The 16229-nt window shown below is 47.6% G+C and carries 13 protein-coding genes and 1 pseudogene; 12 read left to right on the forward strand and 2 right to left on the reverse strand.

Going from position 1 to position 16229, the window contains the following annotated elements; genetic code table 11:
- Window positions 1-4 precede the first annotated feature (4 nt).
- From POREN0001_RS07630 to POREN0001_RS07655, 6 genes are read left to right on the forward strand one after another with little or no spacing between them, the layout of a single operon-like run.
- Complete coding sequence (locus POREN0001_RS07630) at window positions 5-712, forward strand: lipoprotein signal peptidase (RefSeq protein WP_004334781.1); 708 nt, start codon at window positions 5-7, stop codon at window positions 710-712.
- Between the two features lie 2 nt (window positions 713-714).
- Window positions 715-1623, forward strand: coding sequence for a DUF4296 domain-containing protein (locus POREN0001_RS07635; RefSeq protein ID WP_004334896.1), 909 nt, complete (start codon window positions 715-717; stop codon window positions 1621-1623).
- A gap of 41 nt (window positions 1624-1664) precedes the next feature.
- Window positions 1665-2696 carry an endonuclease/exonuclease/phosphatase family protein gene (locus POREN0001_RS07640; RefSeq protein WP_004334800.1) on the forward strand — a complete coding sequence of 344 codons (1032 nt, stop codon included), beginning with the start codon at window positions 1665-1667 and terminating at the stop codon, window positions 2694-2696.
- Window positions 2697-2717: 21 nt separating this feature from the next.
- Window positions 2718-3833 (forward strand): DegT/DnrJ/EryC1/StrS family aminotransferase, encoded by a 1116-nt coding sequence (locus tag POREN0001_RS07645; protein ID WP_004334826.1) that lies wholly within the window; start codon window positions 2718-2720, stop codon window positions 3831-3833.
- Window positions 3834-3853: 20 nt separating this feature from the next.
- Window positions 3854-4441, forward strand: coding sequence for an acyltransferase (locus POREN0001_RS07650; RefSeq protein ID WP_004334833.1), 588 nt, complete (start codon window positions 3854-3856; stop codon window positions 4439-4441).
- The gene (locus tag POREN0001_RS07655) at window positions 4438-5403 is read left to right on the forward strand and encodes a Gfo/Idh/MocA family oxidoreductase (protein ID WP_004334757.1); all 966 of its coding nucleotides are present in this window, start codon (window positions 4438-4440) and stop codon (window positions 5401-5403) included. Before POREN0001_RS07650 ends, POREN0001_RS07655 begins: the two co-directional genes overlap by 4 nt.
- A gap of 6 nt (window positions 5404-5409) precedes the next feature.
- Here the strand turns inward: POREN0001_RS07655 and POREN0001_RS07660 are convergent, their stop codons facing one another.
- Together POREN0001_RS07660 and POREN0001_RS07665 are read right to left on the reverse strand one after the other, a co-directional pair.
- Window positions 5410-6006, reverse strand: a complete 597-nt coding sequence (locus POREN0001_RS07660; protein ID WP_004334749.1) for a ribonuclease HII — start codon at window positions 6004-6006, stop codon at window positions 5410-5412.
- A 16-nt stretch (window positions 6007-6022) separates the two neighbouring features.
- Complete coding sequence (locus POREN0001_RS07665; RefSeq protein WP_040581421.1) at window positions 6023-7252, reverse strand: aminotransferase class V-fold PLP-dependent enzyme; 1230 nt, start codon at window positions 7250-7252, stop codon at window positions 6023-6025.
- A gap of 331 nt (window positions 7253-7583) precedes the next feature.
- Here POREN0001_RS07665 and POREN0001_RS07670 point away from each other — a divergent pair, with 331 nt between their 5' ends.
- The 6 genes and pseudogenes from POREN0001_RS07670 to POREN0001_RS07695 all read left to right on the forward strand — a co-directional run bounded on the left by POREN0001_RS07670 (window position 7584) and on the right by POREN0001_RS07695 (window position 15980).
- Entirely contained in the window at window positions 7584-8357 is a 774-nt protein-coding gene (locus POREN0001_RS07670) for a 3'-5' exonuclease (RefSeq protein WP_004334881.1), read from the forward strand.
- A 134-nt stretch (window positions 8358-8491) separates the two neighbouring features.
- The gene (locus tag POREN0001_RS07675) at window positions 8492-9487 is read left to right on the forward strand and encodes a class II fructose-bisphosphate aldolase (RefSeq protein ID WP_004334804.1); all 996 of its coding nucleotides are present in this window, start codon (window positions 8492-8494) and stop codon (window positions 9485-9487) included.
- Between the two features lie 1300 nt (window positions 9488-10787).
- A pseudogene (locus POREN0001_RS09700) lies at window positions 10788-11856 on the forward strand (UDP-N-acetylglucosamine 4,6-dehydratase family protein); the annotation flags it as partial.
- Between the two features lie 141 nt (window positions 11857-11997).
- On the forward strand, window positions 11998-13968 hold the full coding sequence (locus POREN0001_RS07685) for an OPT family oligopeptide transporter (RefSeq protein ID WP_004334763.1): 1971 nt from the start codon (window positions 11998-12000) through the stop codon (window positions 13966-13968).
- A gap of 27 nt (window positions 13969-13995) precedes the next feature.
- The gene (gene pepT / locus POREN0001_RS07690) at window positions 13996-15207 is read left to right on the forward strand and encodes a peptidase T (RefSeq protein WP_004334867.1); all 1212 of its coding nucleotides are present in this window, start codon (window positions 13996-13998) and stop codon (window positions 15205-15207) included.
- A 59-nt stretch (window positions 15208-15266) separates the two neighbouring features.
- Window positions 15267-15980 carry a 6-phosphogluconolactonase gene (locus POREN0001_RS07695; RefSeq protein ID WP_040581424.1) on the forward strand — a complete coding sequence of 238 codons (714 nt, stop codon included), beginning with the start codon at window positions 15267-15269 and terminating at the stop codon, window positions 15978-15980.
- The last annotated feature ends 249 nt before the right edge of the window (window positions 15981-16229 follow it).

Raw genomic sequence — 16229 nt, forward strand, 5'->3', positions numbered from 1 at the left:
TGCAATGAGTTTAACTTCTCAAGACTTGCTTTCCCCCGAAGAATTACGCCGCAAGAGACTCACCCAGTCTCTTGTGGTATGGGGGACTATCGCACTTTTACTTATCATCGATCAGGCTATCAAAATATGGGTAAAGACCCATATGAAGCTTGGAGACGACATCCAGATATTCGATGGGTTTCATCTACTTTTTGTTGAGAATGAGGGGATGGCGTATGGGATTACTCTAGGTAGTAAACTCTTCTTGACCCTCTTTCGCATCATAGCCATGGGGCTACTCACTTGGGGGGTAGCTCGGCTGATACGTAGTGGCAAGTACTCTACATGGTTTTTAGTTGTACTCGCCCTCATCACGGCAGGAGGGGTCGGGAACATTATAGACTCCCTCTTTTATGGGTTGATGTTCTCCTCCAGTCAGGGCGCCATTGCCGAGATTTTCCCCAAAGACGGCGGCTATGCTCCTCTGTTTTATGGGCACGTTGTAGACATGTTTTCTTGTCCACTTATTGATTGCACCCTACCCTCGTGGATTCCCTTTTGGGGAGGAGAACGCTTTAAATTCTTCGAACCCATCTTCAATTTTGCAGATGCGTGCATCAGTGTTGGCGTTGTGGCTCTTATCCTATTTTTCCGTACACCGCTATCTCTTGCCCTCGAGATGCTTTCACCCAAACGCCGTCGCCACACTTCTCGAGCCGACAAAGAAGAGTAACTATGCAGCGCTACGCTCGTTATCTGCTGGGATCTCTTGCCCTTCTCATCACCCTAGCCGGTCTATCAAGCTGCGGTGACAAGTGGCAACGCAAGCTGAGTGATAAGAAACTCAGACAACTCATTGGTGAGCTGTACAAGGCCGATTGCCTCATGGACAATCTTGGGAACAGCATCAATGATACAATGCGACTTGCCCTAGAGGATCAGATTTTTGAGAAGTACGGGATTACACGATCCGACTTCGATAGCATCGTATATCATTACAACATTGATAAGCCCCTCTACTTTGCCGACATAGTACGACGCGCCTCTCAAGACATTGACGAAGAGTTAGAATCTATCCAAAAGGGCAACCCTTTCTCTCTAGAAGATTTTGATTTGCAACCCTTCTTCGGCGACTTAAACAGCCACAATATCCATCAAATTATCCCAGAATCGTACTACCCTCGCTATGTTAGTTTCTTGAGCAAAGCCTCCTGGCTAACACATAGTGCCGTAATAAATGATACAATACCGGCGGGTAGTTCGATAGAAGTCACGATTGATGTACAAGGGCTTCCCGAGAAAGTGATAGAAAAGCAATTGGCACCCATTCTTGAGATAAGCTATTATACTGATGATTCTCATCAAGTTGCCATTCAAAATCCACTCAAGAGTGCCAACGGACAGACCTATTGTACCCTCGATTTCAAAGAAGATTTTCCGGCAGGACGCCTAACCATCTCTCTATTCGAGCTTGGAGAGAAGGAATTCCCTGCCTATACGCTTTACATTCGTAGCCTACGAGTTTCCTTTACCTCGGGGAAAGGTCCGATCCATACTTCCTCAGGCGTAGAAGACGAACTCCTTTTTGAGCGACTTCCCATCACACAAGAGACCTTCAATCCACAACTTAATCAAGAACCCTAGTTCCCCTTTATTTTTATACAGCCCCCTCCGTTTATAACCCTATGAACCGATCTATCTATTTCTTCATCCTCCTCATCTTCTCGGTATGTACTCTGAGTGCTCAAAAAGTAGCACACCGCATTCCCATTGCATTTTACAACGTAGAAAACCTCTTCGATTGCAATGACGATGCTAATGACGATGCCGAATTTCTTCCAGACGGCAAACGGGAATGGACAGAAGAGCGCTACCAACAGAAGTTGAATAATCTAGCTCATGTATTGGGTGATATAGCAGACAAGGGAGGTGCCGTTGTGGGGCTCGCCGAAGTCGAAAATCGCCATGTGCTAGAAAATTTGGTACGAAACCCCAGCATTCGAAAGCGTAATTACAGCATCATCCATTACGATTCTCCCGATCCTCGTGGGATAGATTGTGCCCTCCTCTACGATGCTAAGATCTTTCACCTCAAGAGCAGTGGTGTGCGCTTTATAGCACTACCCGAAGAGTCTAAAATACCCACCCGAGACATCCTCTTTGCCACAGGTACCATAGACAATGAGTTATTTCACTTCATCGTAGGGCACTGGCCCTCTCGCTATGGTGGTGACCCCGCCTCAGCAGGGCGACGTATGGTGGCTGCCCAAACCATGCGCCAAGTGGCAGACTCTCTCCTCAGAGAGTACCCCGGGAGTAAGGCAATACTGATGGGAGACTTCAATGACGATCCTTTCGATGCTTCCGTAGTAGAGGGGCTCAATCTCTGCCAAACTATCGATGAGACTCATGCGACAGATCTTTTCTCGCCCATGCTCTCTATGTATCGCCAAGGCGCCGGCACTCTCGCCTACAAAGGGAAATGGAACCTTTTTGACATCATGGTGGTCAGCGGCAATCTCCTGAAGAAAAACACACAGGGGCTCCATTTGTATCAGGATCCTGAGAGTCATCAACTCGCCTATATATTCCGTCGCGACTATCTTCTCCGGCAAACTCCCAAGCACCGAGGGGAGCCTTTGCGTACCTTTTCCGGCAATAATTATTTAGGAGGGTACTCCGATCATCTCCCCGTCTACCTCTACCTCACCAAGTAACTACACCTATCCGCCCTTGATATGAAGATGCTCGACCTCCATGCTCAATACCTATCTCTCAAAGAGGAGATAGACCAAGCGATAAAAAAGGTGCTAGAGAAAACCGATTTTATCCAGGGGGAGGAGGTAGGTTTATTCGCCCAAGAATTAGCAGACCACGTAGGCTGCCGCTATGTTATCCCCTGCGCCAATGGCACCGATGCCCTACAGATAGCCTTAATGGCGTTGGAGCTAAAACCAGGTGACGAGGTGCTTGTTCCGGCCTTTACCTACGCGGCAAGTGCAGAGGTGGTAGCCCTACTCGGCTTGGTACCGGTACTTGTGGATGTGGACAAAGAAACCTTCTGTCTCAATCCCAAGCAACTAGAAAAAGCACTAACCCTACGTACTCGCGCCCTTATTCCCGTACACTTATTCGGGTCTATCTGCCCCATGGAGCCAATACTTCGCTTCGCACAAGAGCACAACCTCTACGTAATAGAGGATAACGCTCAAGCCTTAGGGGCTGTTTACACCTTCTCCGACGGGAGAAGGGCGACGGCAGGCACTTTGGGGCATATTGGCTGTACCTCTTTCTTCCCTTCCAAGAATTTGGGATGCTACGGCGATGGGGGAGCCATCTTTACAGACGATGCTCTCCTTGCCGAGAGACTCAAGATGATAGCCAACCACGGTCAGCGCACAAAATATAGACATGAAGCCATTGGCTGCAACTCACGGCTAGACACACTACAGGCGGCGATCCTAAGATGCAAACTCCCCCATCTTGCAGAATATGGAGAGAGGCGATGCGAATTAGCTCATCGCTACACAAAGGCTCTACAAGGGGTAGAAAACATTATTCCTCCCCAAGAGATGCCCTACACAACGCACGTATATCACCAATATACCTTACGGATACTCAAGGGGAAACGAGACCAACTACGCCAGTATCTCTCGGAGCAAGGTATTCCCTCCATGGTCTACTATCCTCAACCTCTGCACCACCAGCCTGCATTTGCTCATCTAGCACATTGTACACAACCCCTTACCACGGCAGAGCAACTCTCCCTTGAGGTGCTCTCTCTACCCATCTATCCCGAGTTCCCCCTAGAGGAGCAAGATCGGGTAATTGCAGCCATCCGGCAATTTGCATAAAAGCTAATACTCTCAGCCTTATGAACCTACCCACAGCACACTATCAAGCTCACCCCACAGCCATTATAGACGAAGGATGCTCCATTGGTAGCGGCACCATCATTTGGCATTTCTCCCACGTTATGCAAGGAGCTGCCCTTGGCAAGAATTGTTCTCTGGGGCAAAATGTAGTTGTTTCTCCCGGTGTCGTACTTGGGGATGGCTGCAGAGTACAAAACAATGTATCTATCTATACCGGAGTGCAGTGTGCAGAAAACGTCTTTTTAGGTCCCTCTTGTGTTTTCACCAACATCCTCAATCCAAGAGCTTTTACAAGCAGAAAAGGGGAGTTCCTCCCTACTCGAATAGGATGCGGAGCCTCTATCGGAGCGAATGCAACCATCCTATGTGGCATTTCCATCGGAGCTTATGCCCTAGTAGGTGCAGGTACTGTGGTACTCAGCGATGTCCCTGACTTTGCCCTTGTGGTAGGGAATCCTGCTCGACAAATTGGGTGGGTAAGCCGCCATGGCGAACGTCTCAATTTTGACGAAAAAGGCAGAGCCCAATGTCCCACCACCCAAGAAATTTACCAACTCTCTAACTCTAAAGTATCTCTAGTCGAATGAAAAATTTCGCCATCATAGGGGTCGCAGGTTACATTGCCCCTCGTCATCTCCGTGCCATACAAGCCACCGGTAATCAACTCATATCTACCTACGATCCTCACGACAGCGTCGGCATCATCGATAGTTACTTTCCAGAAGCCTCTTTCTTTACCGAACAAGAGCTATTCGACCGCCACAATAGCAAGTTGCGAGGTACCCCGAAGCAACTTGATTATATCTCTGTCTGCTCTCCCAATTACCTCCACGATGCTCATTGTCGCTACGCTATGCGCCTTGGGGCAGAAGTAATTTGCGAGAAACCTCTCGTGCTAAATCCGTGGAATATAGATGCACTACAACAAATTGAGAGAGAGACTGGGCACCACGTTTATAACATACTACAACTGCGTCTGCACCCCTCTATCATCGCCCTACACGAGAAGGTACAAAATGGGAATCCTGACAAGATATACGACGTAGACCTCACCTACATTACCTCACGTGGTATGTGGTATTACACTTCGTGGAAAGGGGATGATCGGAAAAGTGGAGGTATTGCAACGAACATCGGGGTACACTTCTATGATATGCTTACTTGGATCTTTGGCTCTGTACAACGCAACATCGTGCACATAATGAGCCATGATCGCTGTGCAGGATACCTCGAGCTAAAGAGAGCCCGAGTGCGTTACTTCCTCTCTATTAATGCCCAACTACTTCCACCCAATGCCGTAGAGGGCGAGAAGCGAACCTATCGAACCATCAATATAGACGGAGAAGAGTTTGAGTTCAGTGTTGGCTTTACCGAACTGCACAACGAGAGCTACCAACATATATTGAAAGGAGAAGGATTTGGATTGGAAGAGGTACGCCCCTGTATCGAAATTGTGCACGACATACGCCACAGCACCCCCATTGGTCTCAAGGGCGATTACCACCCCCTAGCGAGCCAACCGCTCACTCCACACCCTTTTTACCACTAACCCACTCTAGTCTTTTCTAGAGGGTTTCGTCTCCATAAAGGTGAAACGCTGGAGTGGAGAGTGCCCCATTTTCTCTATCGCCTGTCTATGGGCAGGGGTGGGATATCCTTTATTGCGATCCCAACCATAGACGGGGAATCGCTTGTGAGCAGCCAACATATAATCGTCTCGATAGGTTTTGGCAAGGATAGAAGCTGCGGCAATAGAAGCTAGGCGACTATCCCCTTTTACGATGCACTCGTGGGGGATATCAAGGTAAGGGTCGAAGTGATTGCCATCAATAAGCAAACGTTGGGGCGTAATGCCCAAGGCGGCTATGGCTCGGTGCATAGCCAAAAATGAAGCGTGGAGTATGTTGTACGTATCAATCTCTTCTGCCGAAGCTCGCCCTACAGCCCAAGCCACTGCTTGCTCTTCTATTTGGGGACGAAGACGATAACGAGTGCGCTCAGTTAGTTTTTTCGAGTCGTTAAGCTCCGGCAAACAGAAGTCCTCCGGCAAGATTACGGCAGCTGCAAAGACGTCTCCCACTAGAGAGCCTCGTCCAGCTTCGTCGCACCCACACTCTATACAGCCATCTGCCAAAAAATGCAAGTCTAACATCCCCAACTACTTCTTCTCAAAAGAAACTAAGAGCACGACGTAAAGCCGCAACAAAGGCATGTACATCAGCCTCAGTATTGTAGAGTGCAAAAGAAGCTCTGAGGGTAGAAGTTACCCCAAAACGATCTAAAAGAGGCTCTGCGCAATGGTGACCGGAGCGCAACGCAATCCCTTGTTGATCCATCAAAAGCACCAAATCATAGGGGTGTACTCCATCTACTACGAAGGTAAGTACGGCCTCTTTGTTGGGAGCAGTGCCAATCAGGCGTACGCCCTTGAGAGGGGCCACCTCGTCTACAGCCATCCTGAGCAAGTGCTTTTCGTGTGCGCCAATAGCCTCTAGACCAATACCTTGTACATACTCAATCGCTTTTGCTAGAGCTACCGATCCCACAAAATTGGGAGTGCCGGCTTCAAACTTATAGGGTATGGTATTGAAGGTGGTTTGCTCAAAAGTAACTTTCTCAATCATCTCTCCCCCAAATTGGTAAGGGGGCATTTTCTCTAGGAGTTCGGCCTTGCCATAGAGCACTCCTATGCCGGTAGGAGCATAGAGTTTATGACCGGAAAATGCATAAAAGTCACAATCCAACTCTTTTACATCCACGACCTCATGTGCAGCTCCCTGCGCCCCATCAATTACCACTACAGCCCCAACGGCGTGTGCCTCGGCAATCATTTCCCGAATGGGATTGATCGTACCTAAAACATTACTTACGTGTGCAATGGAGACAAGGCGCGTACGCTCCGTAAGTAGGGAGCGATAGGCCTCTTGATCTAGAGAGCCATCATCGTGGATAGGGATAACGCGCAAGGTACAACCACGACGGAGAGCCACTTGCTGCCAGGGCACTATATTGGAGTGGTGCTCCATCGTACTAACGATAATCTCATCCCTCGGCTGGAGGAACTCCATTCCATAGGTAGACGCGACCAAGTTAAGGCTTTCTGTAGTACCTCTCGTGAAAAGGATTTCCCGGCTATCGGCTCCTATAAACTTGGCTACAGTGGCTCGTGCAGCCTCATGTCGCTCCGTGGCCTCTCTACTCAGACGGTAGACTCCTCGATGTACATTGGCGTTACACGTTGTATATGCCTCTACGATACTGTCGATTACCACTTGAGGCTTTTGTGTGGTAGCGGCATTATCCAGATAAACCAAAGGCTTACCATTCATCTCGGTATGCAGGAGAGGAAAATCTTTGCGATAGCTCTCCACATCATACCTACTCTTTATTTGCTCCATTGCTTTGCATCTAAAATCCACAACAAAGGTAGCTCTATTCAATCGTATCAAGAGTACTTTCGGAGAAATTCTAGGTTAAAAAGCAAAAATTTCTTGCCCTATGTATTAGTCACTTTCTGACTGAAAAACAAGAATTTTTAGGCCTAAAAAGAAAAAGATTTCAGCCTGCAAAACACCTCCTTTTCAGATGAAAAAGGAAACCTCCGACACTTCCTCCATTTACACAGGTAAAAAGAAAATCTATACCAGCCCCAACCCACGACAAGGAGAGTGAAGCGAATCGGTTACTTTTGTAGACAAGAATCTCGATAAAGATATACCGCACTCTAGTATGGTCATTGCACTACTCTCTCTACTCGTAGCATTGGGATTGGCAGCCCTCTTTACCTACAAAAGGGTTTCGCGTCACCCCCATACAACGTCCTGTAGTAGAGAGATTAGAATCAAAGAGAAAACCATTTCGAAGCGTCCTCACTCTATCGTCCTATTCGACACCGACACTACAGGACTTCCGAACGCCCCTATCCAGCGAGAAGAGGATAGCCCGGAACTCATCCAGCTTGCCTGGTGCGTACTCGATAGCCACTTACGTGAAGTTAAGCGTTGCAACAGATTCATATCGGGGATTAATGTCCCCTCAGAGGCTACTGCCATACACGGCATTACAACCGAAGAGCTGAAGCAAAGAGGAGAGGCAGCTAGGGATGTCCTATTAGAATTCCTCAGCGATTGGGACGGTGACACCCTACTGGTAGCGCATAATCTGGCTTTCGATCTTCATATACTAGGGAAAGCTCTTGAGAGAGCCGGTTGCACACAAGGGCAAATACGCAAGGTCTCTTGCCATGCAGCTCAATACAGCTATTGCACCATGCTAGAAACATGTAATTTGTGCAAGCTACCACACCTAGAGCACACCAACGCTAGAGCCATTCCCCACCAAGAGCCATACAAATATCCACGATTGGGAGAGCTGCATTCTTTCCTTTTTGGCAATGATCCCACAGGCGAAACGCACGATGCCGTACAAGACCTCGACACTTGCGTACGCTGTTTTTATCAACTAATCAAAAGTGGACACATTTGCATCAAAAGGGAGAAGTAAAACCCTCCCTCTTTGAAGATTCTCCGGCATCTGGAGTACCCAATCCATGCGATTTAACGCAAAAAATTTGGCTAGACTATATTAAATAACTATGTTTGCAGTCGTAAAGAACAAGTCGTTTAATCTAAAAATTTATGGTAAGCTACAAAGAACTCGGATTGGTAAACACCCGTGAGATGTTTGCTAAAGCCATGAAAGGCGGTTACGCCATCCCTGCCTACAACTTCAACAACATGGAGCAGCTACAAGCTATCATCCAAGCTGTTGTAGAGACCAATTCTCCCGTTATCTTACAGGTATCAAGTGGAGCTCGTAAGTATGCTAATCAGACCCTTTTGCGCTATATGGCACAAGGAGCTGTAGAGTATGCTAAAGAGTTGGGACAGCCCAATCCCCAAATCTGTCTCCACCTCGACCATGGTGATACTTTTGAGCTTTGTAAGAGCTGTATCGAACTCGGATTTTCTTCCGTAATGATTGATGGGAGCGCCCTTCCCTATGATGAAAACGTAGCCCTTACACGCAAGGTTGTAGACTATGCTCATCAGTTTGATGTAACAGTGGAGGGTGAGCTAGGGGTACTCGCAGGTATCGAAGACGACGTACAAGCCGAAACTCATACTTATACAGATCCTGCTCAAGTAGAGGACTTCGTGAAGAAAACAGGAGTAGACTCCCTTGCTATCTCCATAGGCACATCACACGGAGCTTACAAGTTTACCCCTGCACAATGCACCCGCAACGAAGAGGGCGTACTCGTTCCTCCTCCACTTCGCTTCGACATCCTTGAGGAAGTACAGCGTCGTATCCCAGGGTTCCCCATTGTTCTTCACGGCTCTAGCTCTGTACCTCAAGATAAGGTAAAGATTATCAATGCCAATGGTGGTGCCCTCAAAGACTCCATCGGGATCCCCGAAGAGCAACTCCGCAAGGCTTCTAAAACAAACGTCTGCAAGGTTAATATTGACTCCGATGGCCGTCTTGCTATGACCGCAGCCATCCGTGAAGTATTCGTTAATAAACCTGCAGAATTTGACCCCCGTAAGTACCTAGGTCCGGCTCGCGATAGCCTCAAAGAGCTCTACAAGCACAAGATCTGCGACGTACTCGGGTCCAACGACAAGCTTTAATACAAAAACAACACTCCCTTTGGGAGTGTATTATCCTCAAATCCCGCCTTTTATCATTCGATAAAGGCGGGATTTGAGCATTCCCATTTTGCGCACTAAAGGAGAAGTCCTTATCTTTGCGGTGAGAAACGTAGAATATAAAAAAGAGAAAGAGAGATATTTATTTAAGTAGAGAGAATGGCATAGAAATAAAGAGAGAGGGTAATCCATTGGGGTACTAAAATTTTCGTGTTCCCCCTTTTTATACAGAAGTAGTTATACTCTCTCGTTTCTCTTGTCAGTCATTCTCGACACGGTACCATTAACCACCTATTATCAGTAAAGGCGGATAATAAGCGCAACTAGAAAGAAGGAGATGAATTACGAGAAACAAAACAGAAAAAATAAGCTTAAGATTGAGGCTCAAAAGTTACTACAAAAGCGACTTTTCCAAAACTTCATAGATCGTCGCTACATCCTTTTATTCGACACTCTACTAGGTACCCTCAGTGCACTACTAGTTGGATTGTGTGTTGGTTGGGTAGCCCCGGCTTCTTTTATAGATAAAAGTTATTTCACGATTACCATAGGAGTGGCATTCATCTCCACATTGCTCACAAGCTACCTCTTCCGTACCTACAAACAAGCATTCCGATTTTCTTCCTTAGATATTAGCACACGCACCTTTTGGTACACCGTCTGCAATACCCTATCTGTGGGAATTCTCTCTACAACCATCCTACTATTAGTTAATGCAGAAGTCAATCTCAAGGTTCTGCTTTTACACTCTCTGCTATTCTTTTTACTATTCTTCATTGTATTCTTTTTCATGACAGTGCTATCCCGTGCCTGCTTTATCATATTGGCACGCTGGGGTACTGCGGGAGATCCTACCACAACCAAGGTTACCACCTTCGTCGTCATCTATGGTACAAATGAAGAGTCTGTAGCTCTTGCCAACCTACTTGAGCGCAATCGCAACTACAACGTAGTAGGTTTTTGTAGCCAGAGAAGGCACGAAAGCACTTTCACTATAGCTGGTAAACCCATCCTGTATGTCTCCTCGCAGAAAGATGTTGCTATTTTGATAAAACGGTATGGGGTGCGTGCCATTATTTTTTCCAACAAAGACGATCTATTCGCCGAACGTAATGGATTGGTGGAAGTTTGTCTTGCCCTTGGGGTATCTGCCATGCTAGCCCCTGAGATAGAAAAGACCACCCCTACTTTACTAGCCGAGCAAGGGGTGCGCCATATCAACATAGAAGATCTTCTTCTACGAGACGAAATCAAACTTGATATGACCCCCGTAAAGCAATTATATACAGGGAAGACAATCCTCGTAACAGGAGCTGCCGGAAGCATCGGGAGCGAAATTGCCCGTCAGGTAGCAGGGCTAGACATAAAACACCTCGTTCTTTTCGATAATGCAGAAACGCCCCTCCACAATATTCGCTTAGAGCTACAGAAGAAGTTCCCTAATCTTCAGTTCTCTCCTATCATTGGAGATGTTCGTAGTAAGGAACGCGTAGATATGGTATTCCGGCGTTTCCATCCCCACATCGTACTCCACGCCGCCGCCTATAAGCATGTGCCTTTGATGGAAGAAAATCCCTGCGAAGCCATCTTGGTTAACTGTATGGGAACCCAAAATATCGCCGACCATTGCCTCAAGTACGGAGTAGAAAAGATGGTAATGATCTCTACCGATAAAGCTGTGAACCCCACCAACGTAATGGGAGCCACCAAGCGAAGTGCAGAGATGTACGTACAAGCCTTAGGGCATGCCATAGAAGAGGGGAAGATAGAGGGGAAGACCATCTTCTTAACCACCCGGTTTGGCAACGTACTGGGTTCCCAAGGTTCAGTATTTCATCTATTCCGAGAGCAGATAGCCAATGGAGGGCCCATCACGGTCACACACCCCGATATAACACGATACTTCATGAGCATACGTGAAGCGTGTCGCTTGGTACTACAAGCCAGTGCACTGGGAGATACAACCAGGATATTTGTTTTTGAGATGGGTGAGCCCCACAAGATTGTAGACCTAGCTCGCAACATGATACGCCTAGCTAGGCTTATCCCCGATGAGCAAATAAAAATCGAATACACAGGACTGCGTCCCGGGGAAAAAAATCTACGAAGAAGTACTCGATAGTCACGAGCACACCATCCCCACCAAGCTGCCCAAGATCAGAATGGCAATGGTACGCCCCAACGACTTTGAACCCATTGCTGCACAATTTGAAGAATTGAAAAAGAGGTCTTACAATGTGGATATAATTGGCTCTGTCGCCGCTATAAAAGCCCTCGTTCCTGAGTATCGTAGCAACAATAGCGAATTTGAGAAACTCGATAAGCCACGCCCCGACAAAGAGACTAAATAAGATATACAGAGTATGAAAAGGATCCCTCTCGGTAGATACACCGCCCTCTCCTATCCTCTAAGAGAAGTGCAATATCTACAGGGAGGGTGTTTTTCGTCTTTACTCTAGAGGAGATTAAACTGCACTCAAAAAGGAATAGATATGGAAGAAAACAAATCCTCAAGATTACCCGACAACGCCTATCGGCCTCTCCACGAAGGAGAGAAATACACCCCACTCCTCCCAGCTCGAGAGAACCCACGAGAAGTCACCCTCTATTCGGTGCTTATGGGTATTATTATGGCTATCCTGTTCTCCGCAGCCACAGCCTATCTCGGTCTTAAAGTGGGACAAGTATTTGAGGCGGCTATCCCTATTGCTATTTTGGCTGTAGGCATCGGCTCGCTCTCGGGCAAGAAGAATATGCTCGGGCAAAACGTAATTATTCAATCCATTGGAGCCTCCTCAGGGGTTATTGTAGCAGGTGCCATTTTCACTCTTCCCGCCCTCTACATTTTGCAATTAGAGGCAGGATTTTGGCAAATCTTCCTCTCTTCTTTTGTAGGAGGATGCCTAGGGATACTCCTTCTCATTCCCTTCCGTCGCTACTTTGTACAGGAGATGCATGGTAAGTATCCATTCCCGGAAGCAACAGCTACAACAGAGGTACTTGTAACGGGCGAGAGTGCCGGTAAACAAACCAAACTACTTGCACTGAGTGGACTTATTGGCGGTCTATACGACTTCATCATCAGCACTTTTGGTTGGTGGACCGATGAGATTTCCACTCGTATGATGGCATGGGGAGAAACTCTTGCCGATAAGTACAAGATGGTCTTCAAACTAAACACCGGAGCTGCAGTGCTCGGGCTCGGCTACATCATTGGGCTACCCTATGTAGCGATTATTTGTGGGGGCTCCTTCCTTGTCTGGTTCGTAATTGTTCCCCTCATTGGCTACTTTGCCCCCGGCATGACACTCCCCGTAGGAGATGGTATCGACCTAACGGTAGGAGCCATGAGTGCCGAACAAATCTTTGCCAACTACGCACGTCCCTTAGGGATTGGAGGTATTGCCATGGCAGGGATTATCGGCATTCTCAAGTCTTCGGGCATAATAGGACGCGCTGTAAAACTGGCTGCTAACGAATTGGGTAATAAGCGAGATTTGAATGGTCCTACCCTTCGTACGGAACAAGATCTATCCATGAAGTTTGTGCTCGTAGGCATCATTGCGGCTCTTATTACCACTTTTGTTTTCTTTCAATTTGGCGTTATTCATAACATATCACAGACGCTCATTGCCCTTCTGATTGTATTCGTCATCGCCTTCCTTTTCACCACCGTTGCTGCTAATGCTATCGCAATAGTGGGGAGCAACCCCGTCTCCGGCATGACCCTTATGACCCTTATTCTCACCTCTGTAATACTCGTAAGCGTGGGTATCCAAGGAGAGCGTGGGATGATGGCTGCCATGATTATCGGCGGTGTTGTATGTACAGCTCTCTCTATGGCAGGCGGCTTCATCACGGATCTCAAGATTGGTTATTGGCTCGGTACGACTCCTCAGAAACAAGAGAAACGGAAGTTCCTCGGCACTTTTGTTTCGGCTCTAACTGTAGCAGGAGTAATGATTATCCTCAGCAAAACCTACGGATTCGAAGGCGAAGGAGCCCTAGTAGCCCCTCAAGCAAATGCTATGGCAGCTGTGATTAAGCCCTTGATGGAAGGAGGTGAAACTCCGTGGATTCTCTATGCAGTAGGAGCTATCCTCGCTCTTATCCTCAACTTTATAAAGGTGCCGGCTCTACCTTTCGCCCTGGGTATGTTTATCCCATTACAACTCAATGTCCCCCTCTTGGTTGGAGGTCTAATTAGTCATTTTGTAGGTTCTCGCAGCAAAGACGCCTCTATCAACAAGGCTCGCAGAGACAAGGGTACGCTCATTGCATCAGGATTTATCGCAGGCGGAGCTCTCATGGGGGTTGTAAGTGCCATTCTCAAATTCAACAATGTAGATCTCTTCGCCTCCAAGTGGTATGCCACCCCCTCGGCGCATTGGCTCTCACTGGCTATGTATCTGCTTATCATTGCCTACTTCGCATGGGACGCAATCCGTGGTCAGAAAAAATAATCTTTAAACTCTCTAGCATCTATCAATATGGATCTCAAAGAACGATTCCTGCACTATGTGAGCTTCGATACCCAAAGCAACGAAGCTTCTGATACTTTCCCCTCTACCGATAAGCAATTAGTACTCCTCCGTGCGCTGCATGACGAGATGATTGCGCTCGGGCTTACCGAGGTCTCCATGGATAAATATGGCTATGTGATGGGGAGCATTCCGGCAACAAAGGGAATGGAAGATCGCCCCGTCGTTGGGTTTATCTCGCACGTAGATACAGCCCCCGACATGAGTGGAGCCAACGTAAAGCCTCAGATTATTGAGAACTACGATGGCAAAGACATCCGCCTCAACGAGAGTTTGATGATGACCGTGGCAGACTTCCCCGAGCTTTCCTTCTACAAGGGTCATACCCTCATTACTACCGATGGTACTACCCTACTCGGGGCTGACGACAAAGCCGGGGTTGCCGAGATCATGACCATGGCAGAGTACTTTATGACCAACCCTCAGATAGCTCATGGAAAAATCCGCATCGGCTTCACTCCCGACGAGGAGATAGGACGTGGCGTAGACCACTTTGATGTAAAGCAATTCGGTGCCCAATTTGCCTATACCGTGGATGGAGGGTTCGAGGGTGAACTCGAATACGAAAACTTCAATGCAGCTTCCGCCAAACTTTCCATTCAGGGGCGTAATATCCACCCCGGCTCTGCCAAAGGTAAGATGCTGAATGCCTTGCAAATTGCTTGCGACCTCCACGAGATGCTTCCCGTAGGGATGTGCCCCGAGCTGACCGAGGAGTACGAAGGGTTCTTCCACCTTATCCACCTCTCCGGTAGCGTAGAATCGGCCGAGATGGCATACATCATTCGCGATCACTCTAGGGAGCTGTTCGAGGAGAAAAAACGGATTATTTCGGCAGCTGTTAGCTACCTTAATACCAAGATTGGCGAAGAGGTTATCTCCCTAACCCTCAAAGACCAATACTACAACATGAAGGAACAAATAGCCCCTTATCCCGAGCTTATCGAGCGTGCCAAGCAGGCGATGAAGATGGCAGGGGTTACCCCTCTTGTCAAGCCAATTCGTGGAGGGACGGACGGAGCCAGACTATCCTACATGGGTCTCCCCTGCCCCAATCTATTCACGGGAGGCATGAACTTCCACGGCAAGTACGAGTATTGCTCCCTTACTACGATGTACAAGGCTATGAAGACGATTATCCACCTTGCGAGCCTATTCTAGCGAACTAATTGTACTACTTCGTTTGTTACCTCTACAGGTACAAAACAAAGATTATAACAATGAATACAATAAGTTATCCCAGTGCAGAAGCCACTGCCAAGAAACTCGCGGAGCGTATACAACAAGAGGTAGAGAAAAGCGAAGTTTACTACCTCGCACTTACGGGGGGATTCCCTGCAATTCCTCTATACCAAGCTCTTGCCAATACTCCTATAGAGTGGTCTAAAGTGCAGATCTATTATGCTTCGGAAGTGATGAGTGGGCAACAAAAAGGACTCCATCACCTCGTGGCTAAAGCTCATCTCTTTGATAAAATAGAAATTCCCTCCCCCAATATCCATCCCATCAATACGGATAATGCCCCCGAAACTGAGGCTGAGCGCTATGCTCAAGAGATCCTAAAAACCCTACCCAAGGTAGGTGGAGCTCCTCGCTTCGATATGGTACTCATGGATATGACTAAGGACGGACATGTTGCCGGCATCTTCGCTGGTCAGCATGACATCTTCCTCGAAGAACCAATCGCTTTTGCCAACGCACACCCCTCCCATGGCGATCAGCATGTAACCCTATCCATTCCCACGATTGAAGGGGCTAAGGGGCTTGCGCTCTACGCCTTTGGGGGAGAAGCCCGATTTGCTATTGGCGATATCATCAACCTTCTTCCCGAAGCAAAAGAGTATCCTGCCAACTTCATTGCCTCTCGCTGCCCATGGATCTACCTCTATGCCGATGCAGAGTCCATGCGTGAGAAAAGCTACTCCATCTATTAATCCCTAAGGGAGAGGGGGCATCCCCAATACTCCTGATATACCTAGGGAGGCGAGACTACTCCCCCTATACAAAGAGGCGGCTACATTGCGTAGTCGCCTCTAATCTTATCCCCCTAAGCCCTCTTTCAGGTCAATATCACTACTATTTGCGATAAAAAAGTCCTCTCAGCACCTATAAATAGTGATTGTACGGCTATTCCGGAGTCTCTAACTTTGCACCGTAAACTAGTAATGTTAGAAATTAATAGA

The sequence above is a fragment of the Porphyromonas endodontalis ATCC 35406 genome (genome assembly GCF_000174815.1).
Lineage (GTDB): Bacteria > Bacteroidota > Bacteroidia > Bacteroidales > Porphyromonadaceae > Porphyromonas > Porphyromonas endodontalis.